Source organism: Acinetobacter sp. CIP 51.11, from assembly GCF_000369665.1.
GTDB lineage: Bacteria > Pseudomonadota > Gammaproteobacteria > Pseudomonadales > Moraxellaceae > Acinetobacter > Acinetobacter lwoffii_S.
Genome location: NZ_KB850129.1, coordinates 1,210,295 through 1,236,509, shown reverse-complemented (window position 1 = coordinate 1,236,509; position 26,215 = coordinate 1,210,295). Strand labels below are relative to the sequence as shown.

The following is a 26,215-nucleotide window of genomic DNA, read 5'->3' as shown; positions in this document are numbered from 1 at the left end:
TTTCAAGATTGATCATGTCAGATCGTCCCGACAGCAATCATTGAAAAATTGTTTGGAGTTTAAAAAATGAATCCTGTCTCATGGGCATATTTGTTGTTGGCATTGGCTATTATTGCCGAAGTGACTGGATCAACATTTCTGGTGAAGTCAGAAGGCTTTACCCGATTATGGCCATCTCTAGCTGTAGTCATTTTATTCTGTATTGCGTTTTATTTGCTGTCTCAGGTCATTAAAGTCATTCCTTTAGGCATTGCCTATGCGATCTGGGCGGGAGTAGGCATCGTTCTTACGGCAATCGTGGGCTATGTAATCTTTAAGCAGGCGCTGGATTTGCCCGCTTTTATCGGGATTGCACTGATCATTTCCGGTGTGGTGGTGATTAACTTGTTTTCTCAAACTGCAGGACATTAAAAAGGCAGACAAAGTAGCTGCCCTGTTTCTAAAATAAGTTTATACCACTTGCGGTTTAAGCTTAAACAGCAAATAAACCATTAAACCAAGTAGCAGTCCCCAGAAAGCTGAACCGATTCCAAAAAACTGGATATTAGATGCGCTAAACAGGAATGTCATCAGTGCTGCTTCACGGTCATGACTGTCCTGAAAAGCCAGCGCGATATTGTGGCCAATGGTGCCAAACAGGGCAATGCCTGCCAATACTGTAATCAGAATCCCCGGAAAAGCCATCAATAGACTGGTCAAGGTCGCAGCAAAAAAACCCATCAGGATATAAAATAGGCCGCAGCTCATACCGGCAATATAACGTTTGGCCGGATCAGGATGCGCTTGAGCATCCAGACTGACCGCCGCACTGATTGCGGCAAGATTGACACTAAAACAGCCAAATGGCGCCAACATCGTCTGTGTAATACCAGTCCAGCCCAGAATAGAATTTACTTTCGGCGGATAACCATAACTTTTGATGACGGCCAAGCCAGGCAGGTATTGCGATGCCAGATTAATCACCATTAAAGGTAAGGCCAGTCCTAAAACAGCTTGCAGGCTAAATTCAGGTGTAATCCATACCGGCTTAGCAATACTCCAGTTCAGTTGCGGAATAGTAAAATTAATAAAGAACGGACAGAGGGCAATAGCCATTAACACGGTAATCACGATGTTATAGCGCGTACTCAGTTTTTTGGAAACTAGATAAATCGCCAGTACACAAAGCACAAATTCCCAGGACTGTTGCAGACTGCCAAACACCGAGATGCCAAATTTTAATAAAACACCTGCCAGCATGGCACTGGTCAAACTTTGTGGAATAAACTGGAAAATTCGCTCAAAAATTCCAAAAAATCCCAGACAGGCAATAAGAACTCCAGAAATCAGAAAAGCGCCAATTGCTTCACCCAGACTGTAATGACCGGCAGAAGCAATGACCAGCGCCAGACCGGCAGTCGACCACGCGGTTGAAATCGGATAGCGATATTTCCAGGAAAGCAAAAATCCGGAAACCCCGATGCCGATGCCGAGTGCCCATAACCAGGAGCTGATCTGTGCCTGATTGGCACCCAGACTTTGCGCAGCTTCAATAACCAGTACGGCGGAAACACTAATACCAATCATGCAGGTAATAAAACCGGCCATGACGGCAGGAAAGGAGAGATCTTGTAAAAGTTTTGGCATCATCCATGACACTATTTTTAAATGCGTTTAAATCATACGCTTTTCACGTATCAACACAATGTTTTTAACAATTTTATCCAAAGGTCTACTGGTTTGAAGCCGGTCATTACTAGAAGGTTGAAGTCGCCAGTTTAAGGCCAAAACCGCAAAACAGGATCCCGACCGCTGCGACACAGCTGGCAGTCACTTTATAATTTTGGTTGAAATAGGACGCCAGTTTTACACCAGAAAAAATCAGGATTGAAAGATAGGTCATACTGATCAATTGCAAGATTACAGCCAGAAGCGTGAATGTCAGGGCTGGATAAGGATAGGCAGGATCGACAAACTGCACAAAAAAAGACAGATAAAACAGAATCGCTTTAGGATTTAAAATACTGATTGTGAGCGCTGTACGAAAGGGCTGAACAGATTCTACCGTATCTGGAGTCGTCTTTTTAATCTGGACGCGTTGTGATGACTTTTCCGGAAAGAAAGTCTGGTAGGCCGCAATGATTAGCTTGATACCCAAGTAACTGAGATAGATCGCTCCAATAACTTTCAGTGCAATAAACAGTACCGGAAAGGCATGCAGTAAAGAAGCTGCTCCCAATGCTGTACATATAATCAGGATCAGATCACCGGTATAAACCCCCAAGGCACCCATATATCCCGTCTTAATCCCAAAGCGCGAAGCAATCGACATGACATACAGGGAATTCGGCCCGGGCAGTAGCACAATCAACGTGGTTCCAATGATAAAGGTCGTTAGATCTGTGATACCAAACACGAAAAACTCGCATGAACAAAAAAGCCGATGCGGCATTATAGCAACATCGGCTTGGAGAAATTTGCTAAATTTTCTTTAAATCTCAGTGGTACTCAGGAAAGTTTCACGTAATAAAGCAGCCAGTTGCTCACGGGCTTTAATGAAACCGTCAATGCCGCCTTGCAATAATTCACTGGCCATCGGATCCTGTTTCAATTGTGCATCAAAATCGGCAGGGCTGATTGGGCTGAGTTCACCTTGAACTTTAATATCTTTGGCTGAGAGTTGGGCCTGCACTTCACGCTGATCATTTTCCAGTTCGGCCAGCAGGTTTGGTGCTACCGTGAGCAGGTCACAGCCGCTCAAGCCTAGAACCTGATCAATACTGCGGAAGCTGGCACCCATGATTTCAGTCTGAATACCATGCGCTTTATAAAATTCATAAATACGCTTAACCGAAAGTACACCCGGATCTTTTTCAATCGGGTAAGACTCAACGCCTTCAGCTTTTTTGTACCAGTCCAGAATACGGCCGACAAAAGGCGAGATTAATGTTACTTTGGCATCAGCACAGGCATGGGCCTGATGCTGACCAAACAATAAAGTCAGATTGGTATGAATGCCTTGTTCTTCCAGTGCTTTCGCTGCCTGAATGCCTTCCCAGGTAGACGCGATCTTGATCAGAATGCGGTCTGAGTCAATTCCATATTGCGCATAAAGTGCCAGTAACTCTTTGGCTTTGGCAATGGTAGCTTCAGTATTAAAGGACAGCGAAGCATCGACTTCTGTTGAAACACGGCCTTCAATGAGTTTTAAGATTTCTACACCGAATTTGACCGTCAAAATATCAATGGTACGTTCAATCAGGGCGTCATCTGTATAGCCTTCTTGCTGGGCTTGCTGAAAAGCAGCTTCAATCAAGGCCTGATTTTCAGGTTGTTTCGCTGCTGCAGTAATCAGCGATGGATTGGTGGTTGCATCAAGCGGACGAAATTTTTCAATGGCACTCAAATCACTGCTGTCTGCCACAATGGTCGTCAAGTTTTTTAATTGGTTTAATGCAGTTAATGTCATTACGATCTAGTTCTATGGTTATTGCTTATGCTTTCTTATATATCATAAATGGCCGGTTTACCAAGTAGACTGTCGTTGAATTTCTGTGATTAATGCCCGGTTTTACGTTGTTTGCGCAAGTGATTAATCAAAAAATGAGCAGCTGTGCCTAATCGGGTTTCTCTGCTCCAGACCAGATCAACAAAATATTCAAACTTTGGGGTGAAATCGAGCAGGTTGAGAACCTGTAACTGATCTTGCAAATGTGGCTGCTCATTCAGCATTTCGAGTGGCAGAACCCCCCAGCCCAGTCCTTGCTGAATCATGCTGCAAGCCGAGTGATGGTTGTCGGTGCGCCAGTAATTTCGTGAAAAGAGTAGTTCCGGCTTGATGGTGCGATCCCGACTGGCCACCACAATCTGCCTGTTTTGCAAAATCTGTTCATAACTGACTTGATCGAATTGACTTAGGGGATGCTGTTTGGCGATTACAGCGACCAGTACCTCACGTTTCAATTCCACAAACTGTTCCCGTGTTTCCAGTTGTTCGCGTTCAAACATCAGGGCCAGCTGCGCTGAACCTTCGAACAGCATACGATGTGCATCTTCCTGAGGTGCACTAAATACATTGACTTGCAGTGCAGGAAATTCCTGTTCCAGTAACACGATATAATCGGTCCAACGCGTATGCAGTAATTCTGAAACCACCACAATATTCAGTTCAGATTCCAGGCCTGAACTTAGGGCTTGAGCATGCTGTTTCCACTGATTCATTTCGACCAGAAGTTGCTGGGTTTTTTCATACAATAACTGCGCCTGTGCGGTCGGTTTTGGTTCACGACCTATACGCTGAAACAGTTCTAGATGCAGGTCAATTTCCAGATTGGCAATGGCCATGCTGACTGCGGAAGGTACTTTACCTAGTTGACGGGCAGCTGCAGAGAAAGAACCGGTTTCCATCACAGTTTTAAACATCAGTAGCTGTTCTTGATTAACATTCATAATTTTATCTTTCATTTTTATTGATAGATTCTAACTCGAATAGTCAGATTTAAAGAAATAAAATTCTTGCATCATGTAATGAATTGAGCTGATTTGATATGTTAATTTCCAAAAGAAGGTTGATTCATGCCGCTTTATATGAAGGCATTTTACTGGTCGTGATCGCTGTCCTGCTAAGTACTTTGATGCATATGCCGCTTGAGGTCACAGGTATGCTAGGAATTGCCATGGCTGTGACTTCAGTACTCTGGAACATGCTGTTTAATCATTATTTTGAAAAATTTGAAGCAAAACATCGTTTGAAAAGAACCATTAAAGTGCGGATTGCCCATGCAATTGGCTTTGAAGGTGGTTTGATGCTGGCGACCATTCCGATGGTGGCTTATGCCTTACACATGAGTCTGGCTCAGGCCTTTCTGCTGGATTTGGCTTTGACCCTTTGTATCTTGGTGTATACCTTCATTTTTCAGTGGATTTATGATCATCTAGAAGCCAGACTGGGGCTACAGCCGGATTATCGGAAAATCTCATCATAAAATATGCCATAAAAAATACCACACAGTTCAGACTCCCTTTTCAGAATGCGAAAGGTGAAATATTCAGCGATGAGGACTTGATCAAGTCCTCATTTTTTATGCTCGAACCCAACTAGAAATTAAGCTATAAGACTTTGATTTTTTATTTTAATTTTTAAATTTATTGGGGAATTCAATGCTATTTAGACGAGCGATCTTGTCAGTGTCCATCGTGTTGCTGATGTCTGGTTGTGGGGGCGGAGGAAGCGATAGCAGTACCTCACAGCCAACAGGGCCAGATTCAATGACATCACCCAGTACGGGAGAGCAACTGAGCAAAATTGCGGAATTTAAGGTTCTGGATGTGGGTTCAGAATTAACAGCAGGGAATTTTGGTCTGAAAACCTGGAATCCCACCGCCATGGTGGTGAATGGCGATGTGCTTTATATTGCCAATAGTCAGGCCGAATCGAATATTTTACGTTATGACTTAAAACAAAAACGTGCACTCAGTGCGATTGATCCTATGAAAATTTCGGGTCTGGCCAAAAAATGGGACAGCCTGAATGATCTGGAAATTCATGCAGGGCGTTTATATGTGGCCAATTATGGCTCGAACCGAATTGATATTCTAGATATTAGTGGTGAACAGCCGAGCTTCATTATGGCACTCGGTACAGGTGTGTGGTGGGGCGATGCGCTTAATTACGCGCTGGTACATAGCAATGCGGTGACTGCTGACGACCGTTATGTGTATGTGCCTGATATTGAAGGCCGCATTAATGTGTGGCGTCAAAGTGATGTAACGGCGCAAAACCATTTAAAAGCGCGGAAATTTGCACGGCTCAGCTTGCCGGGCTGTGCGCGCAACTGTAATGCACGCATGGAAGTCATAGGTGATTATCTGTATACCAGCCTGCCGGATGGTATGACCTATGTCCACGATATCAATCAGATTCAGGAAAATGAAAATAATATTGCGCCCATTTTAACAGAAACCAATTTGTCGGCAGTCATGCATCGCCATAATGATGGCTTGGTTTATGTGTCACGGAATGATGGCACTGTAGAAAGCTACCGGGAAAAATCTTTTAACTTGGAGTCTATCTTACCCAATAAAAGTGTGGATACCTTCCGAGATTATATTTTAAAAGGGCAAAACCAGAGCAGCCAACTGGCCAAGGCCAGTGATCTTTATATTTATGGTCAGAATTTGCTGCACATGGCCAATCAGAAAATTTATATTCTGCCAATGCTGACCCTGCAACAGAATAAATCCACCCAGCTAAACCAAGCTATGATTTTAACCGAATCTAAAGCACGCGAGAGAAGCCGTGTCTTGCAGGATGGTGAATCATGGGAAACCTTGACCAATAGCAGCCAGCGTCATGTCTATATGGACCATATTTTATCGGCAACCCTAAATGGCAATCGCCTGCATTTGCAAAGCTACAGTGCTGTGCCTGTACGTGATTTGCAGATTCGTGCCAAGATTAAAAACTTAGAAGACTGGGTGATTCTGGCAAAGCTGGATCAGTTGACGCCATTTTCGAATGCCAGCTTTGATCTCAAACTGACCGATCAATCCCGTTTCCCGTTGCTCGATGGCACAGGCTCGATCCAGCTAGCAGGTCTGAGTCAGACCACGCAAAATCCAAGCAATATTTTTGATCTGAAAATTAACTCTGAGACCGATGAGCACGTCAAAAAGCTGAACCAGATTAAAGCCAAATGGAAAATTTATTTTGGTACCTATGATGAACCGAATAAATGGTGTCGTATTACGCCGGTCTATGCCCGGGAATGGGTCATGATGATGACCAATCTGGCCTATATGCTCAGTACTCCAGAATTTGAAACCTTATGGTTTAACCATAAAGCGGTCATGGGACACGATTTTTTTGGCAATGATGGTCAGGTAGAAGGGCCGAATGGTTTCTTTCAGCCAGAAGATTATGTCCGGATCTATCGGGAAATTCTTAACCGCAATGAAATTAATCTTGGGATTACCAATATGGGTGGTGGTTTAGGTGGTGGAGCAGTATTAGGAGTAGATACTTGGTTATTCTATGGCCATTACAGATTATCTGGTTATCGAATTATTGCACATGAATTTGGTCATCATTGGGGCGGGCATAATAGTGCCTGGGCCATGTCGAATTATGGCTTTGAAGCTATGGTCGATTGGTTAAACTTCTATTTCCAGCGCCGTCCAGGCTCAATTCCTTATATGGACCCAAATGTGAATGCTTTCCACCTAACACCCGACAGCGCGCTTTGTCAGGGTGTGAACCAGAATATGGTGAAAGGTGTGGCATCGACTGCACCGTGGAACAAAGTGGATGAATATTTTAAAAATAACCCGATGCCAAATCCCTAAAACATAAAAAAAGCCTCTCATTTGAGGGGCTTTTTAATTGGATCGGTCAACAGATTATTTTTCAATAATCGCCGTTACACCTTGACCACCGGCTGCACAGATCGATACCAGTACGCGACCTGAACCTTTCTGGTTAATCAGTTTTGCTGCTGTCGCAATGATACGACCGCCAGTTGCTGCAAACGGGTGACCGGCAGCAAGTGAAGAGCCTTTTACGTTCAATTTTGCACGATCAATTGAACCTAATGGTGCATCCAGACCTAAACGCTCTTTACAGAATTTCGGATCTTCCCAAGCTTTCAGCGTAGACAATACTTGAGATGCAAAAGCTTCATGAATTTCATAATAGTCGAAGTCTTGCAGTTTCAGACCTGCACGTTCCAGCATACGCGGCACGGCATAAGCAGGCGCCATCAACAGGCCTTCTTTTTTCTCGACAAAATCAACTGCGGCAGTTTCCTGGAAAGTCAGGTAAGCCAATACTTCATGACCATTTGCCTTCGCCCATTCTTCAGAAGCCAAGAGCACGCAAGAAGCACCATCTGTTAGCGGCGTAGAGTTACCCGCAGTCATGGTACGGGCATCGCCCTTACCAAAGGCCGGCTTTAATTTCGCCAGTTTTTCAACACTTGAGTCCGCACGCAGGTTATTGTCACGCTTAAGACCCAAGAATGGTGTGATCAGGTCATCAAAGAAACCTTCTTCATACGCTGCAGCCATTTTCTGGTGTGAAGATGCAGCAAGTTCATCCTGTGCTTCACGGGAAATTCCCCATTCCAGTGTAGTAATCGCCTGATGATCACCCATAGACAGACCTGTACGCGGCTCACCATTTTTTGGTGCATCCATAAGGTCTTTCACATTGATTTTGGTCAGTGCTTTCAGACGGTCTTTTGCAGTTTTCGCAATGTTTAGCTCAAGCAGTGCTTTACGTAAACCATCACCAAAAGCAATTGGCGCATCAGAAGTCGTATCTACACCACCTGCAATGCCCACTTCGATTTGACCTAAAGCAATCTTGTTGGCAACAAGAAATGCCGCTTGCAGACCAGTACCACATGCCTGCTGGATGTCATAAGCAGGCGTTTCAGGTGCAAGGGCAGTGTTCAATACGCATTCACGGGTCATATTAAAGTCACGGCTGTGTTTGAGTACTGCACCCGCAACCACTTCACCCAAGCGTTGACCTTGCAGATTAAAGCGTTCAACCAGGCCGTTCAGGGTTGCTGTAAACATGTCAGTATTGGATGCCGTAAAGTAAGCACCATTAGAACGTGCAAATGGAATGCGGTTACCACCGATAATCGCAACGCGGCGAACTGTATTTTGGCTCATGTTTGGTTCCTGTAGAACAGAAGTCTGTGTTGTAGAGGTTGAATCTTTTTCAGATGAAGTCGTATTTTTGGCACGGGCAGGTGTGCTCCGTGTACGCGTGGTTTTAGTCGGACTTTTTTCTGTCCCAGTGGCTGTGTCAGTATTTTTAGTGCTACGCTTGGTGCGCGTTGATGGTTTTGACACAGTTTCTGTCGCAGAGTTCTCGACTGCTGGATTTTCTTGAGTTGTTTTGCTCATAAGGCTTTACCAGGCAAATAGATCGTCTTCTTGGCGCTTACATTAGCATAGAAGAGGATAGGCTGTATTGACTACAATGACATTACAGACTGCGCTTAGGTCAAGTCATCTGCCTGTTATCTCAAGTATGATTGGGCGGAAACTGGTAGATCTATTGAAATATATATGTCTGGCATCATATTGAAGTTTAAGGGTAACTTTAGATCAACCAAAAATTAATTTGTATGAGAGATAATAAACATGACTGATCAGTACCAAACTTTTGCAAAATCTCCTATTGGTAAATTTGTCATTAAAAATTTGGGTTTGCCATCCCCAACTTCTTTAGACCGTTTTGAGTCTGCTACGCCGGTGGTAAAAGGCGCAGTATTATTGGGCGCAGCACCAGCAAGTCCATTGACGGGTGCTATTGCTCAGGTTCTGGCAAATATTCATGCCAACAGCTATGCAGGTAATAATGCTGAGTTGCAACAGGCGGCTGCAGCATCTGGGCTGAATCTGGGTGCATTTAACCCGGGCGATAAAGAATCAAAATTCAAGGTCGTTATTTTTGATGCTTCAGGAATCGAAAATTCAGAACAGTTAAAATCACTTTATGATTTCTTTAACCCGATTGCGCGTCAAATCCAAAGTTCTGGCCGTGTCGTGATTGTAGGGACTACGCCTGAAACTGCTAAATCAGTCAGTCAGTCAATCGCTCAACGTGCACTGGAAGGTTTTGTAAAATCTGTTGGTAAAGAGTTTAAAAAGGGAATTGCAGCGAACCTGATCTATGTAGATGCTGGTGCAGAAACAAACCTTGAGTCTGCTTTACGTTTTGCAGTTTCTCCACGTTCTGCCTATGTTTCTGGTCAGGTGATTCGTGTTTCACCTGCTGAAAAAGTAGACGTAGACTGGACCAAGCCATTAGCGGGTAAAACTGCGGTTGTGACAGGCGCAAGCCGTGGTATTGGTGAAGCGATTGCCCATGTATTGGCCCGTGATGGTGCACATGTCATCTGTCTGGATGTTCCACAACAGCAGGCTGACCTTGATCGTGTAGCTAGTGAGATCGGCGGTTCTACCTTGGCTATTGATATTACAGCTGCAGATGCAGGTGAGAAGATCAAGGCAGCGGCAGCAGAGCATGGCGGCTTAGACATCATTGTGCACAATGCCGGAATTACCCGTGACAAGACCTTGGCCAATATGAAGCCTGAACTGTGGGATCTGGTGATTAACATCAACCTGTCGGCGATTGAACGTGTAAATGACTATTTAATCTCCAACGATGGTCTAAATGCCAATGGTCGTATTATCTGTGTATCCTCAATTTCAGGCATTGCAGGTAACCTGGGTCAAACCAACTATGCAGCGTCTAAAGCGGGTGTGATTGGTGTGGTGAAATTCACAGCACCAACTTTAAAAAATGGTATAACCATTAATGCCGTTGCACCGGGCTTTATCGAAACACAAATGACGGCTGCGATTCCATTTGCGATCCGTGAAGCGGGCCGCCGTATGAATTCGATGAGTCAAGGCGGTCTACCTGTCGATGTTGCAGAAACGATTGCAATGTTTGCTGCTACTGCATCAACAGGTTTAAATGGCAACGTGGTACGTGTATGTGGTCAAAGTCTGTTAGGGGCTTAAAGCATCAAGTCCTTTCTTGCAGTTTAATTAAAGCTCAGGGAGAGGATTTAGGAGAGGGAGACTAGGGGCCTTTTTTTAGCCCTCTCTCTAACTCTCTCCCAAAGGGAGAGAGAACTCCACTCATATATAAATGAAAAGAATATTTTAAAGGTTCAGTATGAATACGCGCCATTTTAGTCAACTTCCAAAACCTTATTTAGCCTATCCAAAAGTGATTCAAGGCTTGATTTTTAAAAAGCCGAAAGCTGAAAAAGTTCTACCGCAAGTTGAATATGTGGTGGATTCATTCAAGGTCGATCAAAAACATTTGAAAGCTTATAATGAAGTCTGCGGCTTTAAAAATAATGGTTATATACCAGCGATTTATCTGACGGTTCTTTCACAAAGCCTGCAAATGCACATGATGACTTCAGAAGCATTTCCATTTCCGATCTTGGGCTTGGTACATATCCGTAACCAAGTGAAGCAATACCGTAAAATCGGCGTCAATGAAACCTTGACCCTATCATGCAAATTTGGTGAATTACAGCCACATGATAAAGGCGTTCAGTTTGATTTCATTACTACAGTCAAAGTGGCAGGTGAGGTCGTAGTTGAAGCATTAACCACTTATCTGTCACGTCAAAAGACCAATGCTAAAGCGGCTGCTAAACTTGCAGAAAGCCAAGCGCCAGAATACAAACTGAATAATGAATGGAGCATCTCGGAGAATACGGGTCGCCATTATGCCATGACCTCAGGTGACTTTAACCTGATTCATATTCATGCAGTTACAGCGAAAGCCTTTGGCTTTAAACAGGCAATTGCACATGGTATGTGGAGCAAAGCCAAAGCACTGGCGAATCTGTCATTGCCAGATGCTTATGAAGTTGATGTCTGGTTCAAGTTGCCGATGTACTTGCCATCTAAAGTTGAGTTCCTGACCGCGCAGGCAGCGAATGAGACAGATTTCCTGATTCGAAACAGTAAGAGTCAAAAACCGCATGTCACCGGTCATATCAAAGCGATTTAAATCTGGATCAAAAGCCTAAACCCGATTTAGGCTTTTTCATTTTAAGGGATCAATATTCTATGGATAGAATGATGCAGCCAATTAAAGATTATCTGTTTGCTGATCAGCATAATTATCAGGGCAATGTCGATGAGCGTTTCAGTGACCTTGCCCGTCAGTTTAGCCGTTTGCAGGATGCACGTACCGAACAGGGTGGTGCCGCACTGGTGGTATATTTTGAGGGACAAAAGGTCGTCGATATTTATACCGGTAAAAAGTCTGTCACTGAAAACTGGCAACCGGATACCATGTCGCTGTGTTATTCCACAGGCAAAGGTGTGCTGGCGACTTTGGCGCACATTCTGGTGAGTCAAGGTTATCTGGATTATGATCGACCGGTTGCAGAATACTGGCCTGAATTTGCACAAAAGGGTAAAGAAAATATTACTCTGGCGTATATGCTGAGTCATCAAAGTGGCCTGTTTGATATCCGTAATATGATTGATGATGCCACTGAAATGGCCGACTGGTCGCATATGCTGGACCGGATTGCAGCAGCGGAACCACGTTTTCGAGTTGCAACAGATGCAGCCTATCAACCGCTGACTTTTGGCTGGCAGGTGGGTGGAGCATTAGAAAAAGCGACTGGTAAAAAACTGGGTGAGCTGATGCAGGAATATCTGGTACAGCCACTACAGTTAAATGGTGCTTATTTTAGCGTACCGACGAATGAGTTAGCTCGGGTAGCGCTGCCCATTTTAAAGCCTAAAGCAGCCAAGTCTCAAACACAGACTGCGAAAAAAACTACACCAAGAAAGCCGAACCTGATGGAGCGAGCCTTGGTCTTTAGCGGGCAGGATCCTCAGGATTTTCAGGATGCCATGATTCCCAAAGGCATGAAGAAATTTAGTTTCTTTAGTGAACAGGGGCTACAAGCGATTATTCCCTCCGCCAATGGTGTCTTTACTGCAGAGAGTCTGGCAAAAATCTATACCATGCTGGCGAATCATGGTGAATGGCAAGGTCAGCAACTGATTTCGCCTGAGGTGTTCCAGCGACTTAGTCAGATGCAATACAAAACACGAGATCGGGTCATGCCTTTACCGATGCACTGGCGTTTGGGTTATCACCGTGTTCTCACTTTAGGAAAAGCCTCTAAAGGTTTTGGTCATATGGGGTTTAATGGCTCTGGTGCCTGGTGCGATCCTGAGCGGAATTTAAGTTTTGCCTATACCCATAATTTCCCGACAGGTTCATTAACCGGAGATTATCGTCTTTGGGGCCTGACGCAGGAAACATTGCGCTGTGCGGATGCGGTACTGACCGGCCGCAAAGGCTGGCGCTAGTTATCCCTGATTTGGGAGTTTAGCCCATCAGACAAATATGTTATTTTGTCGCGCAGTCCATGGCTATGGTGTGAAGTAATGAAAAAAGTGCTGGTGATTCCACTGGTCGCAAGCAGTGCGTTGTTCGGATGTCAGGAGCCGAATCAGCCGGCTGCAAAAACGGTGATGGAAGCCAAAGCTCAGATTCCTGCCTGGGTCGGGAATTATCAAGGTACAACGCCATGTATGGGATGCTTTTCAAGTTGTGAAGACTGTCCAGGCATGGCAGTGGCCTTGACTTTGAATGAAGATCAGACCTTTACTTTACAGCGTGAAAGTTTAAGTGGTCATAATGAAATTGAAACGATGAGCGGGAATATTCGGTTTCAGGATGAATCACAACAAAAGATTGAATTGCTGAATGTCGATACCCGGAATCTACTCTATGTCGATCTGAAAAAGCATGTTCTGGAAATTCGTGAAGATCAAACAGGCAAACGCTACCAGATGCAAAGTGACTTTATCCTGTTTGAATCGGTCTAATTTTAAAAAAGTATTTGTTTTATATCCCTTTTTCAATGATTTTGATCAAGGGATTTTTATTTTTTATAAACCGACATTCATTTCACTATTTCATAAAAAAACAGTATGCTTAGACCTGTAAAAAGGAGCATACATGTATCAAGTACTTGCGCGAAAATACCGTCCTCGTAATTTCAATGAATTGGTGGGGCAAAACCATGTATCACGTGCTTTAACCAGCGCGCTCGAACGTGGCCGTTTGCATCATGCCTATTTGTTTACAGGAACGCGTGGTGTCGGAAAAACCACGATTGCACGTATTTTGGCGAAGTGCTTGAACTGCGAAACCGGTATTACTTCGACCCCATGTGAAGTGTGTGCAACCTGTACCGCAGTCAATGAAGGTCGTTTTATTGACCTGATTGAAATTGATGCGGCGTCACGCACCAAGGTGGAAGATACACGTGAGTTGCTCGACAATGTGCCTTATGCACCGACTCAAGGTCGCTTTAAAGTCTACCTGATCGATGAAGTGCACATGCTCTCCACGCATTCTTTCAATGCGCTGTTAAAGACGCTGGAAGAACCGCCAGAACATGTCAAATTCTTGTTTGCAACCACCGATCCGCAAAAACTACCCATTACCGTAATTTCTCGCTGTCTGCAATTTACTTTGCGTCCATTGGCAGTCGATGAAATTACTGAACATCTAGGCCATATTCTTAGCAAAGAAAGCATTCAGTCTGATCAGGATGCCATCTGGCAGATTGCCGAATCTGCACAAGGTTCATTACGTGATGCCTTGTCTCTGACTGATCAGGCGATTGCCTATGGTCAGGGTGCGATTCAGCATCAGGACGTCAAAGACATGCTGGGGCTGATTGACCGCACTATTATTTATGACCTGATTCTGGCGATTCACCAGAACCAGAAAGCACAGGTCAGTCAGTTATTGCTGCAGTTCCGTCAGCAGGCTCTGGATGTTTCGCTGGTTTTAGATCAGTTGATTTCGACACTGCATGAATTGGCCTTATTGCAATATCTGCCGGATTTAAGCCTGAAATATAGTGCTGAGATCAATCAAAAGATCATGCAGTTATCCGGCCTGATTTCTGCTCAGAATCTACAACTTTATTATCAAATCGCCTGTAAAGGACGTGCTGACTTGCAACTCGTCGTCACCCAAGAGCAAGGCTTTGAGATGACGGTGCTACGCTTACTGGCATTCCGTCCCTTACAGCCCAGCGAAATTCCGGTGATGCAGGAGACTGCACCGCAACACGCAGCGCCCCATACCACACGCCTACAGCAGCCCGTTCAGACACAATTGCAATCTGAATCAGTAGAAACACAAGCATTTGAAGCAGAACCGGTATTTGATGATTTTTCTCTGGACGATGAGACGGATGAGGAGATTGATGCCGCATCAGCGTCTGAACCCTCTTCGGATGATTTTTTGGATGAAGATGAGCCAACCAGCATCCATGCACCTGAGCCTGTTCAGGCGGTAATTGCTCAGACAGCTGTTGAGGAAGTCCAGTCTAAAAATCAGATTGTGTTTGATCCAAATGACGACAAAGGCCTATTTGGTTTTGATGAAATCGAGAGTACGCCAGAAGCACCGGCTACTAGCAACAGTTCGGATGATTTCCTGCTTGAAGAGTTTATTCCTGCAGATGCCGTCATTCCTGCTGAGCCAGTACAAGAGACCATGTCTGCTGATGAGGAATTTAGTCTTGCTGCACCGGAAATAGAGCTTTCACAGGAAACAACCGATCAGCCTGCTCTTGAAAATACAGCGTCGGTTCAGCCAGTTGCACAGACAGCTTTGCCGGAAGGGATTTTCCAAGATGTAAATACGCAGAATCTGATGCCACAGGATATTTTAAAAATTCCTGAGCAAGCCTTAGAAGGTGAGTGGAGCGTAGAAAAATGGGAATACTGGTTCCGTAACAGCCAGCTTTCTCCGGCAGTACAGGAACTGGCACAGTATGGCATCATGACTGGCCAGATGAATGGCGAATCCGTTTTCCATATTCCTGAACAGTACCAGCAGTTGCTGACCCAGTTGCAACATCATCTGGAAGCTGCTTTGCAACAGCAATGGCCGCAAACCAATTTCCAGGTGAAATTTGAAAATGTGGATCAGTTAACGCCATATACCATGCAGCATCAGCGTAAGGCACGTGCCTTTAAACGTGCCGAAGAATTGTTACATGCTGAACCGGCTGTACGCGATCTGCTACAGCAATTTGATGGTGAACTGCAAAATATTCAGCTGAAATAGGCTGGATTTTAAGTCACAACAAATCGCGATAAAGCATCCCGCATTTCGACTGGAATTGGGGTGCTTTTTCGTGTTTCACGATCAACAAATACATGGACGAAATTACCTTGCGCAGCGGCTGTATCCGAGTTGCGTTTAAAAATAGCCAGATCATAGCTGAGCGATGAATTTCCCATACTTTCAATGGCCACGCCTACTTCAATAATTTCCGGATAAGACAGTTCCTGATTAAATTGACAGTTGGAGCTGACCACCAGCCCAATCATCGGGGAATATTTAGGATCAAAATCAGCCTCCTGAATCAGCAGGGCATTGGCTGCGGTATCAAAATAACTGTAATAAGTCACATTGTTGACATGGCCGTACAGATCATTGTCTGCCCATCGGGTTTGAATGGGCAGGAAAAATGTATAGTGTTCGCGCTGTTTGATGGTGGCTTTTATCACTATTCAGTCCTCGGCTAGATAAGGCTTAGGTGGAAATTGATCTAGGCATAGATCGCCTGATAAATCTGATAAGCATCCTCCAGCTTGAGTTCACGGGGATTATTCTGCAACAGCCGGCTTTGTTGCATCGCATCTTTTGCCATGACCTGCAGCATATGTTCTGGAACATTCAACTGATTTAGTTTTAGAGTCAAACCGCTTTGCATCAGATGATTATTAAAATGATCAATAAATAGATCGGTCAGGCCATCATGACAACCTTTACTGCGGGGATCCAGCCAGGTCATTAATTCCGCATAGAGCTGTTTAGCCACTGGCGCATTAAACTTTAATACTTCAGTTAGAACCAGTGCATTGCTATGCCCGTGTGACAGGTGAAAATGTCCACCAAGCGGATAAGCCAGCGCATGTACAGCAGCGACCGGTGCATTGGCAAAGGCTTGTCCAGCCAGCATGGAACCAATCAGCATATTTTGACGCGCATCTAAATCATTGCCGTCTTGCAGCACGCGCTGCAGATTGGCACTCAGTAATCTTAAAGCCTGTTTGGCCAGCATATCCGAATAAGGGTTTTTCTTGTGTTTTGAGGTATAAGCTTCAATGGCATGCACCATGGCATCAATGCCGGTGGCGGCAGTGATCTGTGCCGGAAGATTTTGGGTAAAGGTTGCATCCAGAATGGCAATATCAGCAAAAAGGATCGGTGCCACAATACCGGTTTTAGTGGTTTCACCTGTGGTGACAATCGAAATCGGCGTCACTTCTGAACCTGTTCCAGCCGTAGTTGGTACCAGAATTAAGGCTAAACGCGGTCCGGTGGCATTATCAACGCCATACAGATCAGACAATGTCTGATGCTGCTCGGGATGCGCCAAAATTGCAATGAGTTTGGCCACATCCATCGAGCTGCCACCACCAAAGCCCAGCACCACATCAATATTTTCCTGTTTTGCAAAAGCCGCCGCTTCAAGCACCACTGTATCGGGCGGATCGGCCTGAACATCCGAGTAAATCACGTACTCCAGCCCGGCAGATTCAATAATATCAAGAAGCGGCAGATGTAATTGCTGCTTCAGCATCCCCGGGTCAGTCACTAGCAGAAGACGTTGATAACGGCCATTTTTTAGAATTTTAAATAATTCCTGAATCGTGCCTAGTCCGGCAATGATATTGGGGACGGTTTGAAACTGAAAACGATTCATGGCGATATCCTTGATTTTTTTATTGCAAATACGAGATTATTCTATGGTTGTAAGATAGGAATCAGTATATAAATAACTTAACATAAGAATCCTTAAAATAAAGTAGCTCTGAGGTTGTTTATGTCATCCAGAACGCCATACAAGGTGTTATGTGTTTGTTTGGGAAATATTTGCCGCTCTCCCACGGCAGAAGTTGTACTCAGACATTATTGTGATGAACAGCAACTGAATATTGTGGTCGATTCTGCCGGAACCAGTAATTATCATCCGGGCAAGGCACCGGACTTGCGTAGCCAGCAGCATGCGCTGAAACGTGGCTATGACCTTTCAGCACTTCGCGCACGTCAACTTATTCCGCATGATTTTATTGATTATGATCTGATTCTGGCGATGGATCTGGAGAATTTATCCAATATCCAGAACATACAGCGTCTGGCAGAAACTCAGTTTGGTCATGTACGTGCACGTGTGGCATTGATGAGTGAACATGATCAGACCTATCCGAAACAGGCCTTACCGGATCCTTATTATGGCGAAGCGGATGGCTTTGAACGGGTGCTTGATCAGTGTGAGTCCAGCAGCCAGGCCTGGATTGAGATTTTTAAACAGAATTTACACAAGGTTTAAGCGATGCAGATTCAAACCCAGGTTCAACTTAAACCTTTTAATACCTTAAATTTAGAAGCAGTTGCTTCGCACTATGCTCAGATTCAATCCACCGCTGATCTGCTAACTGCACTGGATTTTGCGGAACAGCAGCAACTCAATTTGCTGATCCTGTCAGGCGGCAGTAATATGTTGTTGCCGGAGCAGATTGATGCGCTAGTTCTGCATATGGATATTCAAGGCATTGAAATGCTGGATGCTGATGATCAGTCGCAACGTTTACGTGTAGGCGGCGGACAAGGCTGGCATGACTTCGTGCTCTGGACTACAGCACAAGGTCTGTATGGTTTACAAAATTTGGCCCTGATTCCTGGACGTGTCGGTGCTTCGCCAGTACAGAATATTGGCGCTTATGGCGTTGAAGTCGGCGAGTTTATCGATTCCGTCGAGGTCTATGACCGTCAGCTGAAACAATTTGCCTCGATTCAGGCAGCAGACTGTCAATTTGCCTACCGGCATAGTATTTTTAAAGATGATCCTAACCGTTATGTGATTACCCATGTGACTTTTAGATTACTTAAACAGCCAGATTTGAAACTGAATTACGGTGACCTGAAGACTGCGGTCGGTGATCAGCTCACAGCAGAAAACTTGCAGCAACAGGTCATTCAGATTCGTCAGAGCAAATTACCTGATCCGCAAGAATTTCCCAACGTGGGTAGCTTCTTTAAAAATCCAGTGGTTGATCAGGCGGTCTCTGACCAAATTGCTGTATCTTTCCCGAATTTACCCCATTACCAACAAGCCAATGCTCAAGTTAAACTAGCAGCGGGCTGGCTGATTGATCAGGCGGGCTGGAAGGGTAAACAGTTGGGGCCTGTCGGCATGTTTCACAAACAGGCATTGGTCTTGGTGAATTATGGTCAAGCCTCTCTCACCGATGTTCGTAAAACGTATCGTGCAGTACAACAGTCAGTTTGGGAAAAATTTAGTCTAATGCTGGAGCCTGAACCTGTATTGTTCGATAAAAATGGCTTGATCCGTTCTCATCAGGAAGAGGAATAACATGAAAAACACCCATTGGATGGTACGTTTGCTACAAATTGTCACTGGACTGTTTGTGCTATGCGGCTGTCTACTGGTGTTGGTTTATACGCCTTTTTACTCAAAAATGATCGTCAAGGGCTTAAACCAGTTTGTCTCCTTAGAGCTAAATGAAGTCGCGGCTCAAAGCCAGAAAATGGCTGCACTCAGCGAACATGAAAATCTGGAACCTGGCTCTGATTTGTGGATTGCCCGTCAGGCGTATTTAAAGGTCATGGAACAGGATATCCAGCAAAATAACTCGGCCAACCTCATGTTGATTCAGGCACGTTATAAAGCACTGCAGCAGGTGATTGAAGAATATCAGCGCGAACAGCAAGATCAAAAAGCAGAGCAAAGTCCACCTGCTCAGGTGCCCTTATTGTCCTCACAGGAAGATGCAGAACCAGCCGATCCGACAGCAAATGTCCGGGAATTGTTGGAGTGGGACAGTAGTAAAAACAAGGAACGTATTGAGCAATATATGGAGTTTCTGACGACGCATCCACTTGAGCAGGGTGAAGCCAGTTCGGTACAGGAAACCGATGGAGAGGAAATCCAGCAGGACTTGGCTTTACTACAAGAGCAACAGCAGGCTAAACCGGCGAATCGCTCTCAGCCTTATGCGATTGTGGTATTGGGTGGTGGCTTAACCCTAGATGACCAAGGCAAAGAGATCATCGTCAATAACTATACGCGACTACGTCTGGAAACCACGCTGGCAGTAGAGAAACATTACCAGTTACCGATTGTTCTGAGTGGGGTCGAAGCACCGTATATGCAGCGCTGGTTAAAAAATCATGGTGTCGATGCCAAATTACTGGAAGATCGCAGCATGAACACCTGTGAAAATACCCGTTTCAGTTCATTATTATTACAAAAGAAAGGTGGAGCGCCTACAGTGATTCTGATTACGGATCGTTATCATATGCCGCGTACCCGCCGTTTATTTGCGTTAAATGGCATACAAACCATTCCGGTAGAAGCGCCGATGCCAACGTCATTGACACGATGGCGTCCAAGTGCACAAAATTATGATCACAGTCGTCGTGCCAATTATGAAATGTTGGCGACCATGCGCGATATGTGGTTTGGATCCAGTGACTGTCGGGAGGTGCCATAATGTCTGATATCCCATTTTTAAATCCTACCATTCTGAAACAGCTGGATTTACCCATTCCGAGTCGGGATGTTACGCCTCAACTCTTGCCACCTTTAAACCTGAATCGTAGTGATGAACCGCCGATTGAGCTGCAGTCCTATCGCAAGCTTTATGGTTTTGATTTACTGGTTTGTAAACACTGGCAGGGCTATGTACAGATGCCTTTATTCAGGCTGCATGTACAGGTGTTTGAACCGAATCTGGAAAATACCCGCTTTGACAAGATTCAGGGAACTGCTTTTCTGCTACATGGTTATCTGGAACATAGCGGCATTTATCAGCCTATTGTCAAAGAGCTTTTGGAACAGGGTTTTAGCGTATTGACCTATGACCTGCCCGGACATGGCCTGAGTGATGGTTCACCTGCCAGCATTCAGAATTTTGATCATTATCAGCAGGTTTTGCATGCCGTACATCGTTATGTGCAACATGCTTCACAATTACCCAAACCTTGGGTTGGCATCGGGCAAAGTACCGGCGGTGCGATCTGGATGCACCATTTACTGGAGTTTGCGGAACGTCGTGAAAATCCTTTTGTTGAACGAGTCTTATTGTTATCACCATTGATTCGTCCCGCTAAAACTGCCTGGTGGCATAATTCGGTCGGATTGGGCATTATTAGCCGAATCAAACGTGAAGTTCCCCGACATTTCAGACGCAATAACCATAATCCGGAGTTTTTGCGTTTTATCCGGCTTAAAGATCCATTACAACCGCGAATAATGGGCATGGACTGGATTTTAGCGATGTCACGCTGGATGCTGGAAATGGAAGCGCGTCCGGCTTGTCGTATTCCAGTCTGGCTGGCGCAGGGTGCACAGGATCAGACTGTCGACTGGCGTTATAATATCGAATTTATCCGGCGTAAATTCCGGCTCCAAACTTTGCTGATGCTAGAAGAAGGTTCGCATCAGTTAATCAATGAGCGTGCTGATATTCGTGCTGCACTCACGGGTTTGATTCCTGCCTTTTTACATGCACATGGCAGCAAAACTTATTATTGATAGATTGAAAATTGAATATTTAAAAAGGCATTTGAATTAAACGCCTTTTTTGATTTTAAATGCATCAAATTAAAATTTTTCTAATTGGGCCAAATTCCACATCCGGAAGTAGAAGTTCTCCTCATCTTTATTTTCACAGGACAATAATTCGCCTTCTTTCAGCCAGAAATGAATCTGCGCAAAGTTCTTTATTTCGTGATTATTCACGCGTTGTGCCAGATGATGCGCCTTAATAGCTGAAGGGTGTTTTAAACCTGCGGAAGCGATCAGTTCAGATAGGGCATGCAAGGTGTTTTTATGGAAATGAAACACCCGTTCTGCCTTGGTCGGCACATGTAAAGCTTTCTGGCGATCTTTATCCTGGGTGGTGACTCCGACAGGGCACTGGTTGGTATGACAACTTTGTGCCTGAATACAGCCTACTGCAAACATAAAACCACGGGCAGAGTTCACCCAATCCGCACCAATGGCAAGCGTACTGGCAATATCGAATGCACTAATAATTTTACCACTTGCACCAATTTTGATCTTATCTCTCAATCCTGCACCAACCAGGGTATTGTGTACAAACAGCAAACCTTCTCTTAAAGGGGCGCCAACATAGTCAATTAATTCAATGGGTGCAGCTCCGGTTCCACCTTCAGAGCCATCAACCACAATAAAATCCGGATAAATCTGGGTATGTAACATGGCTTTGACCATGCTCATAAACTGCCATGGCTGGCCCAGACAAAGCTTAAATCCGACCGGTTTTCCGTTGGAAAGTTCACGTAATTTTTGTATAAAATGCATCATTTCAATCGGTGTGCTAAATGCCGGATGACTTGAAGGAGACACACAATCATGATCACGGCTGATGCCTCGAATTTGGGCAATTTCTTCTGAAATTTTACTTTTAGGTAAAATACCGCCGTGGCCAGGTTTTGCGCCTTGCGAAAGCTTGATTTCAATCATTTTTACCTGGGGTAATTTGGCTTGTGCAGCAAAACGTTCCGGATCAAACTGCCCATCTAAAGTACGGCAGCCAAAATAACCGCTGCCAATCTCCCAGACTAGATCACCGCCATATTCCAGATGGTAGGGACTGATACTGCCTTCTCCAGTATCATGGAAAAAATCACCTTTTTGAGCGCCAAGATTAAGGGCCCGTATCGCATTGGCGCTCATGCTGCCAAAGCTCATGGCTGAGATATTTAAAATAGAAGCTGAAAAGGGCTGGGTACATTGCTCATTCCCAATCAGGATGCGAAAAGTCTGCGGGTCGGCAACTTTGCAGGGCGTGATGGAATGACTAACAAAGCGGTAATTATCTTCATAGACATTCAGGATCGAGCCAAAAGGTTTATCTGAATTTTCATTTTTCGCCCGCTGATACACCAGACTGCGTTGCATACGGGAAAAAGGCAGTGCATCGCGGTCGGCTTCAATAAAATACTGACGAATCTCGGGACGGAATTCCTCAAAGATAAAGCGGAAATGTCCCATAATGGGATAATTTTTCAGAATGGAATGCTTATTTTGTAGTACATCATACAAACCCAGCAAACTCAGCAGAATGCTCAGGATCCATAGGGTATTCACTAACGTTTGCGGCATAAAATAATAGATATAACGCGGTGAATAACCGATATGAAATGTAGTAAAAATTACTGCAATCAGAATGCAGGCAAACCAGACCGAATGGCGGGAAAAGAAAGTATTAAGCAGCTTGTGACGTACTAATTGAGCAGGGTTAGCCATTGTAAAATTAAGTCCCTATTTCTACTTCTATAGGGCTTTATGATGTGCAGAGCGAGATATCTTATACAAGCAGAGAATTGTTATTCGATTTTATAAACTTGCCGAAAATAGTATTAAGCCAAGCAATGAATCAGCAGCGATTACAGATAAATTTTGCGGAAAAAGTACTATAGAAAAATTCTGCAAAAGACATGCATTCTATTTATTTCACAAGTAAGGCGGATGACTTTATAGTCGGTTTATTCACTATATAGGAGTCTTAAACCATGACCAAAAAATCCATTCGCTTTAATGATGCTGAGCTGGCTTGCTCATGTCTCAGTCATTTTTAAATATTGATGTTTCATTCAAGCTGCATTTCGGGGTGTCAAAGAAAAGCAGATTGGCACAGCGGCAGATCACCACAACAAGAACAAAAATATAAGCATAATTCTCCAGTCCCCAATTTGGGGATTTTTTTATTCTGGAATACCTAAAAGAGTCTGGATGAAGCCTGTGTAGTTAAGGGTTTTCCTCATCCAGTTGAGCGACTGCATTGGCCACAATACTCGGTTCAATATGTTTAATCTTTTTACCAAAGCTACGCAGCCACCAGACCAGTTGAGAGGTAAATGGCACGGTAGCAGTGATCAGCGACATGCCATCTTCCATTTTTTCAATTTTCTGGTCTTTACTGAGCTGGCTTTCCTCAAAGTAATGCGCATCCGACTCTGACATGCTGAGTTTAAGCGTGACATTTTCGGTAGGATGGTTAAAGTCCACCCGGAAGCCCAGCGCACCAGAATCAATATACTCATCAATATCGAAATTGACCGGATGCAAGGCGCGGGAATTTAGCACCACGGCCGATTTAAAGCGGTGCAGGGCAAAGGTCTGGATATCCGATTTGTCATGACGGGTACACACCAGATAAATGATCGACCCTTTTTGTACCAATGCCAGAGGATTGAGAATATAGGTTTTTTCTTCGCTGTTATGACCACGGCCCTGATACACACATTCCAGTTGTTTGTCCTGTAACAGGCCTTCATACACCGCTTGCTGCGCGGCCTTATCTACCACAGGGGGAATCAGGGGTTGGGTGGCCGGAACAATGCGTACGCGGTTAATCCATTGCCGGACATTGTTCTGGGAAGAAAGACTGCGTCGTGCCAGATCAAACCACGGATTCATTTCCTCGATCAGGCTCGGCGGCAGCAGATGTTTTAAATGTTCTTCGACCATCATGAAAGTGACCGCTTGCGAACTGGTCATATGCGGCAAACTTTGCAGCGGCGCATCTGAACGCCAACGCCAGCCTTGCGGCGTGGTTTTACTGCTTTCAATGGGAAAGCGTTGCGCAATCTGATTCAGGTCGCGTTGAATAGTGCGCAGACTGATATCGATGCCTTCACGATTGAGGATTTCCTGTAATTCACGTGTTCCCATCCATTTGCCGGTAGAAAGACGCGACAAGATTTGCCATTGGCGATATAGACTGTTTGAAGTTTCTTTTTCTTGTGCTGACATAATTTATTTTGCTGGCAATAAAGAAGAGGGGATTGAGGCTTAGCTTAACACAATAAAAAAACTCTCATTTTTTCGCAAGTCCCTCTGTGCAACATTTGTCCTACAATTCTAAAACAACTTGGTCGAAAATGGCATTGAGTTCATTGGGCATTTATTAGATTAATGGTAATTGAAATACAGATGTCATGGCATGGATATTGCTTTGATTTAATTATAATAGATGATAATACGGGGGTTTGTATGCTTAAAGGAAATCAGGATACAAATGTGATTGAAACAATTGATAAATTTAGTTCCCAGAATATTGGAAAAAATTTTATAGACACTAAAACTACAGCGGTATCTACTACAACGAATCCACAACTTTTACTGCAGCAGTTATCTTCAAAGTTCTTTAATGAAATGCAGGATGAACATGTGCTGTCCAGTCAGGCAGGTCAAAGACTGGGAGAATGGTTATCACAACATACACTGGATGAACTCAATGCACTGAATCAGGTAGCAAAAGAACATTTTTTACATCACGGTATTACCTTTACCGTTTATGGCGATGAAGAAGGCGTAGAACGCACTATTCCCTACGATATCATTCCGCGAGTCATAGACCGGAAACAGTGGAATATGGTGGCTTTAGGCTCGGCACAACGGGTACGGGCGCTAAATTTATTCTTACATGATATTTATCATCAACAGGACATTTTAAAAGCCAATATCATTCCTGAGTTGCAGATTTTAACTCATGAAGCCTATCAGCCGCATATGTATCAACATAGCTTGAAAGGCGGGATTTATAGCCAGATTAGCGGGATCGATGTGATCCGTGATTCCAAGGGCGAGTTTTATGTCTTAGAAGATAATCTCAGAACGCCATCTGGCGTGTCTTATATGCTGGAATGCCGCAAGATCAGTGAAAAACTGATGCCGAAAGTATTCGAGCAGTCCAAGATTGCCGGAATCGAGCAATATCCACAATTATTAAAAGAAATTCTGATCGAAAATGCTTATGTCGACAAGCCATTTGTGGTGGTACTGACCCCAGGACGTTTTAATAGTGCTTACTATGAACATTCTTTCCTTGCAAGAGAGATGGATGTGCCATTAGTAACATCACGTGACCTTTTTGTTGATGACTCGAAGGTTTATGTAAAAACCATACGTGGTCGCCAACGAGTCGATGTTATTTATAGACGGGTCGATGATGCGTTTCTTGATCCCTTATGCTTTAAACCGGATAGCACTTTAGGTGTCGCTGGCTTGATGTCAGCTTATTTGCAAAATAATGTTGTGATTGCCAATGCACCGGGAACCGGTGTGGCAGATGACAAATCGGTTTATCCATATGTCGACAAAATGATTCGTTTTTATTTGGGCGAGCAGTCAATTCTAAAAAATGTTCCGACTTATCAATGTCGTAATTCTGAAGAATTAGACTATGTCGTGGCTCATCTGGATCAGCTGGTGGTGAAAGAAGCGCAGGGTTCGGGCGGTTATGGCATGCTCATTGGACCACAAGCGTCTAAACAGCAAATTGAAACTTTCAGGGAGAAAATTTTAGCTGCGCCGCATTTATATATTGCGCAGCCCACTTTGGACTTATCGGTTAGTCCGACTTTGACCAATTTTGGTATTGCTGAACGTCATATCGACTTACGCCCGTTTGTATTGAGTTCGCCTTATCGTACTGAAATCGTACAGGGTGGCTTGACACGCGTGGCGATGCAGCCCGGTTCACTGGTGGTGAATTCATCACAAGGTGGCGGTATCAAAGATACCTGGGTAGTCGACAATTTACATTCATAAGATTCCAAAGA

Annotated in this window: 21 protein-coding genes and 1 pseudogene; 13 read left to right on the top strand and 9 right to left on the bottom strand. The window is 44.4% G+C overall.

Features of this window, described 5'->3' with window-relative positions:
- The first annotated feature begins 66 nt into the window (after window positions 1-66).
- Window positions 67-411 carry an SMR family transporter gene (locus F894_RS09580; protein WP_004645439.1) on the top strand — a complete coding sequence of 115 codons (345 nt, stop codon included), beginning with the start codon at window positions 67-69 and terminating at the stop codon, window positions 409-411.
- A gap of 39 nt (window positions 412-450) precedes the next feature.
- Here the strand turns inward: F894_RS09580 and F894_RS09575 are convergent, their stop codons facing one another.
- The 4 genes from F894_RS09575 to F894_RS09560 all read right to left on the bottom strand — a co-directional run bounded on the left by F894_RS09575 (window position 451) and on the right by F894_RS09560 (window position 4,428).
- Complete coding sequence (locus tag F894_RS09575; protein WP_005247296.1) at window positions 451-1,626, bottom strand: benzoate/H(+) symporter BenE family transporter; 1,176 nt, start codon at window positions 1,624-1,626, stop codon at window positions 451-453.
- Between the two features lie 109 nt (window positions 1,627-1,735).
- The gene (gene leuE / locus F894_RS09570; RefSeq protein ID WP_004278829.1) at window positions 1,736-2,395 is read right to left on the bottom strand and encodes a leucine efflux protein LeuE; all 660 of its coding nucleotides are present in this window, start codon (window positions 2,393-2,395) and stop codon (window positions 1,736-1,738) included.
- 75 nt (window positions 2,396-2,470) lie between these two features.
- A complete protein-coding gene (gene tal, locus F894_RS09565; RefSeq protein ID WP_005247295.1) occupies window positions 2,471-3,448 on the bottom strand; it encodes a transaldolase in 978 nt (325 codons plus the stop codon).
- 89 nt (window positions 3,449-3,537) lie between these two features.
- Window positions 3,538-4,428 (bottom strand): HTH-type transcriptional regulator AceR, encoded by an 891-nt coding sequence (locus tag F894_RS09560; protein ID WP_034438471.1) that lies wholly within the window; start codon window positions 4,426-4,428, stop codon window positions 3,538-3,540.
- Window positions 4,429-4,526: 98 nt separating this feature from the next.
- Between F894_RS09560 and aceI the strand changes: the two genes are divergently transcribed.
- Complete coding sequence (aceI, locus tag F894_RS09555) at window positions 4,527-4,964, top strand: chlorhexidine efflux PACE transporter AceI (protein ID WP_005247293.1); 438 nt, start codon at window positions 4,527-4,529, stop codon at window positions 4,962-4,964.
- Between the two features lie 175 nt (window positions 4,965-5,139).
- A complete protein-coding gene (locus F894_RS09550) occupies window positions 5,140-7,323 on the top strand; it encodes a lactonase family protein (protein ID WP_005247291.1) in 2,184 nt (727 codons plus the stop codon).
- Between the two features lie 54 nt (window positions 7,324-7,377).
- On the opposite strand, the gene F894_RS09545 is transcribed toward F894_RS09550, so the two are convergent.
- A complete protein-coding gene (locus tag F894_RS09545; protein WP_005247290.1) occupies window positions 7,378-8,895 on the bottom strand; it encodes an acetyl-CoA C-acetyltransferase in 1,518 nt (505 codons plus the stop codon).
- Window positions 8,896-9,135: 240 nt separating this feature from the next.
- Here F894_RS09545 and F894_RS09540 point away from each other — a divergent pair, with 240 nt between their 5' ends.
- The 5 genes from F894_RS09540 (at window position 9,136) to dnaX (ending at window position 15,652) form a co-directional block, all read left to right on the top strand.
- Window positions 9,136-10,527: a 3-oxoacyl-ACP reductase gene (locus tag F894_RS09540; RefSeq protein WP_005247289.1), complete on the top strand. Its 1,392-nt coding sequence runs from the start codon at window positions 9,136-9,138 to the stop codon at window positions 10,525-10,527.
- 157 nt (window positions 10,528-10,684) lie between these two features.
- Window positions 10,685-11,539 carry a MaoC family dehydratase gene (locus F894_RS09535; RefSeq protein ID WP_005247288.1) on the top strand — a complete coding sequence of 285 codons (855 nt, stop codon included), beginning with the start codon at window positions 10,685-10,687 and terminating at the stop codon, window positions 11,537-11,539.
- A 59-nt stretch (window positions 11,540-11,598) separates the two neighbouring features.
- A complete protein-coding gene (locus F894_RS09530) occupies window positions 11,599-12,864 on the top strand; it encodes a serine hydrolase domain-containing protein (RefSeq protein WP_005247287.1) in 1,266 nt (421 codons plus the stop codon).
- 78 nt (window positions 12,865-12,942) lie between these two features.
- Window positions 12,943-13,386: a copper resistance protein NlpE N-terminal domain-containing protein gene (locus F894_RS09525; protein ID WP_005247286.1), complete on the top strand. Its 444-nt coding sequence runs from the start codon at window positions 12,943-12,945 to the stop codon at window positions 13,384-13,386.
- 133 nt (window positions 13,387-13,519) lie between these two features.
- On the top strand, window positions 13,520-15,652 hold the full coding sequence (gene dnaX, locus F894_RS09520) for a DNA polymerase III subunit gamma/tau (RefSeq protein WP_005247285.1): 2,133 nt from the start codon (window positions 13,520-13,522) through the stop codon (window positions 15,650-15,652).
- 8 nt (window positions 15,653-15,660) lie between these two features.
- Here the strand turns inward: dnaX and F894_RS09515 are convergent, their stop codons facing one another.
- Together F894_RS09515 and F894_RS09510 are read right to left on the bottom strand one after the other, a co-directional pair.
- Window positions 15,661-16,095 carry an acyl-CoA thioesterase gene (locus tag F894_RS09515; protein WP_081401206.1) on the bottom strand — a complete coding sequence of 145 codons (435 nt, stop codon included), beginning with the start codon at window positions 16,093-16,095 and terminating at the stop codon, window positions 15,661-15,663.
- 44 nt (window positions 16,096-16,139) lie between these two features.
- On the bottom strand, window positions 16,140-17,300 hold the full coding sequence (locus tag F894_RS09510) for an iron-containing alcohol dehydrogenase (protein ID WP_005247282.1): 1,161 nt from the start codon (window positions 17,298-17,300) through the stop codon (window positions 16,140-16,142).
- 120 nt (window positions 17,301-17,420) lie between these two features.
- Between F894_RS09510 and F894_RS09505 the strand changes: the two genes are divergently transcribed.
- The 4 genes from F894_RS09505 to F894_RS09490 are packed head-to-tail and all read left to right on the top strand — an operon-like array spanning window position 17,421 to window position 21,155.
- On the top strand, window positions 17,421-17,927 hold the full coding sequence (locus F894_RS09505) for a low molecular weight protein-tyrosine-phosphatase (RefSeq protein ID WP_004278810.1): 507 nt from the start codon (window positions 17,421-17,423) through the stop codon (window positions 17,925-17,927).
- A 3-nt stretch (window positions 17,928-17,930) separates the two neighbouring features.
- Window positions 17,931-18,971, top strand: coding sequence for a UDP-N-acetylmuramate dehydrogenase (gene murB, locus F894_RS09500; RefSeq protein WP_005247280.1), 1,041 nt, complete (start codon window positions 17,931-17,933; stop codon window positions 18,969-18,971).
- A gap of 1 nt (window position 18,972) precedes the next feature.
- The gene (locus F894_RS09495; RefSeq protein ID WP_005247279.1) at window positions 18,973-20,112 is read left to right on the top strand and encodes a YdcF family protein; all 1,140 of its coding nucleotides are present in this window, start codon (window positions 18,973-18,975) and stop codon (window positions 20,110-20,112) included.
- Window positions 20,112-21,155, top strand: a complete 1,044-nt coding sequence (locus F894_RS09490; protein WP_005247278.1) for an alpha/beta hydrolase — start codon at window positions 20,112-20,114, stop codon at window positions 21,153-21,155. The genes F894_RS09495 and F894_RS09490 overlap by 1 nt, the downstream gene beginning before the upstream one ends.
- Window positions 21,156-21,224: 69 nt before the next feature.
- On the opposite strand, the gene F894_RS09485 is transcribed toward F894_RS09490, so the two are convergent.
- Together F894_RS09485 and F894_RS09480 are read right to left on the bottom strand one after the other, a co-directional pair.
- Window positions 21,225-22,895, bottom strand: a complete 1,671-nt coding sequence (locus F894_RS09485; protein ID WP_004645422.1) for an FMN-binding glutamate synthase family protein — start codon at window positions 22,893-22,895, stop codon at window positions 21,225-21,227.
- A 501-nt stretch (window positions 22,896-23,396) separates the two neighbouring features.
- Window positions 23,397-24,404, bottom strand: a complete 1,008-nt coding sequence (locus tag F894_RS09480) for a helix-turn-helix transcriptional regulator (protein WP_005247277.1) — start codon at window positions 24,402-24,404, stop codon at window positions 23,397-23,399.
- 354 nt (window positions 24,405-24,758) lie between these two features.
- On the opposite strand from F894_RS09480, the pseudogene F894_RS09475 reads away from it, so the two are divergent.
- Window positions 24,759-26,204, top strand: a pseudogene (locus F894_RS09475) (circularly permuted type 2 ATP-grasp protein); the annotation flags it as partial.
- Window positions 26,205-26,215 lie beyond the last annotated feature (11 nt).

Bases quoted from the DNA above. Each gene is read 5' to 3' on its own strand.
- F894_RS09580 (WP_004645439.1), top strand. From the start codon at position 67: ATGAATCCTGTCTCATGGGCATATTTGTTGTTGGCATTGGCTATTATT.
- F894_RS09575 (WP_005247296.1), bottom strand. From the start codon at position 1,626: ATGCCAAAACTTTTACAAGATCTCTCCTTTCCTGCCGTCATGGCCGGT.
- tal (WP_005247295.1), bottom strand. From the start codon at position 3,448: ATGACATTAACTGCATTAAACCAATTAAAAAACTTGACGACCATTGTG.
- F894_RS09560 (WP_034438471.1), bottom strand. From the start codon at position 4,428: ATGAATGTTAATCAAGAACAGCTACTGATGTTTAAAACTGTGATGGAA.
- aceI (WP_005247293.1), top strand. From the start codon at position 4,527: ATGTTAATTTCCAAAAGAAGGTTGATTCATGCCGCTTTATATGAAGGC.
- F894_RS09550 (WP_005247291.1), top strand. From the start codon at position 5,140: ATGCTATTTAGACGAGCGATCTTGTCAGTGTCCATCGTGTTGCTGATG.
- F894_RS09545 (WP_005247290.1), bottom strand. From the start codon at position 8,895: ATGAGCAAAACAACTCAAGAAAATCCAGCAGTCGAGAACTCTGCGACA.
- F894_RS09540 (WP_005247289.1), top strand. From the start codon at position 9,136: ATGACTGATCAGTACCAAACTTTTGCAAAATCTCCTATTGGTAAATTT.
- F894_RS09535 (WP_005247288.1), top strand. From the start codon at position 10,685: ATGAATACGCGCCATTTTAGTCAACTTCCAAAACCTTATTTAGCCTAT.
- F894_RS09530 (WP_005247287.1), top strand. From the start codon at position 11,599: ATGGATAGAATGATGCAGCCAATTAAAGATTATCTGTTTGCTGATCAG.
- F894_RS09525 (WP_005247286.1), top strand. From the start codon at position 12,943: ATGAAAAAAGTGCTGGTGATTCCACTGGTCGCAAGCAGTGCGTTGTTC.
- dnaX (WP_005247285.1), top strand. From the start codon at position 13,520: ATGTATCAAGTACTTGCGCGAAAATACCGTCCTCGTAATTTCAATGAA.
- F894_RS09510 (WP_005247282.1), bottom strand. From the start codon at position 17,300: ATGAATCGTTTTCAGTTTCAAACCGTCCCCAATATCATTGCCGGACTA.
- F894_RS09505 (WP_004278810.1), top strand. From the start codon at position 17,421: ATGTCATCCAGAACGCCATACAAGGTGTTATGTGTTTGTTTGGGAAAT.
- murB (WP_005247280.1), top strand. From the start codon at position 17,931: ATGCAGATTCAAACCCAGGTTCAACTTAAACCTTTTAATACCTTAAAT.
- F894_RS09495 (WP_005247279.1), top strand. From the start codon at position 18,973: ATGAAAAACACCCATTGGATGGTACGTTTGCTACAAATTGTCACTGGA.
- F894_RS09490 (WP_005247278.1), top strand. From the start codon at position 20,112: ATGTCTGATATCCCATTTTTAAATCCTACCATTCTGAAACAGCTGGAT.
- F894_RS09485 (WP_004645422.1), bottom strand. From the start codon at position 22,895: ATGGCTAACCCTGCTCAATTAGTACGTCACAAGCTGCTTAATACTTTC.
- F894_RS09480 (WP_005247277.1), bottom strand. From the start codon at position 24,404: ATGTCAGCACAAGAAAAAGAAACTTCAAACAGTCTATATCGCCAATGG.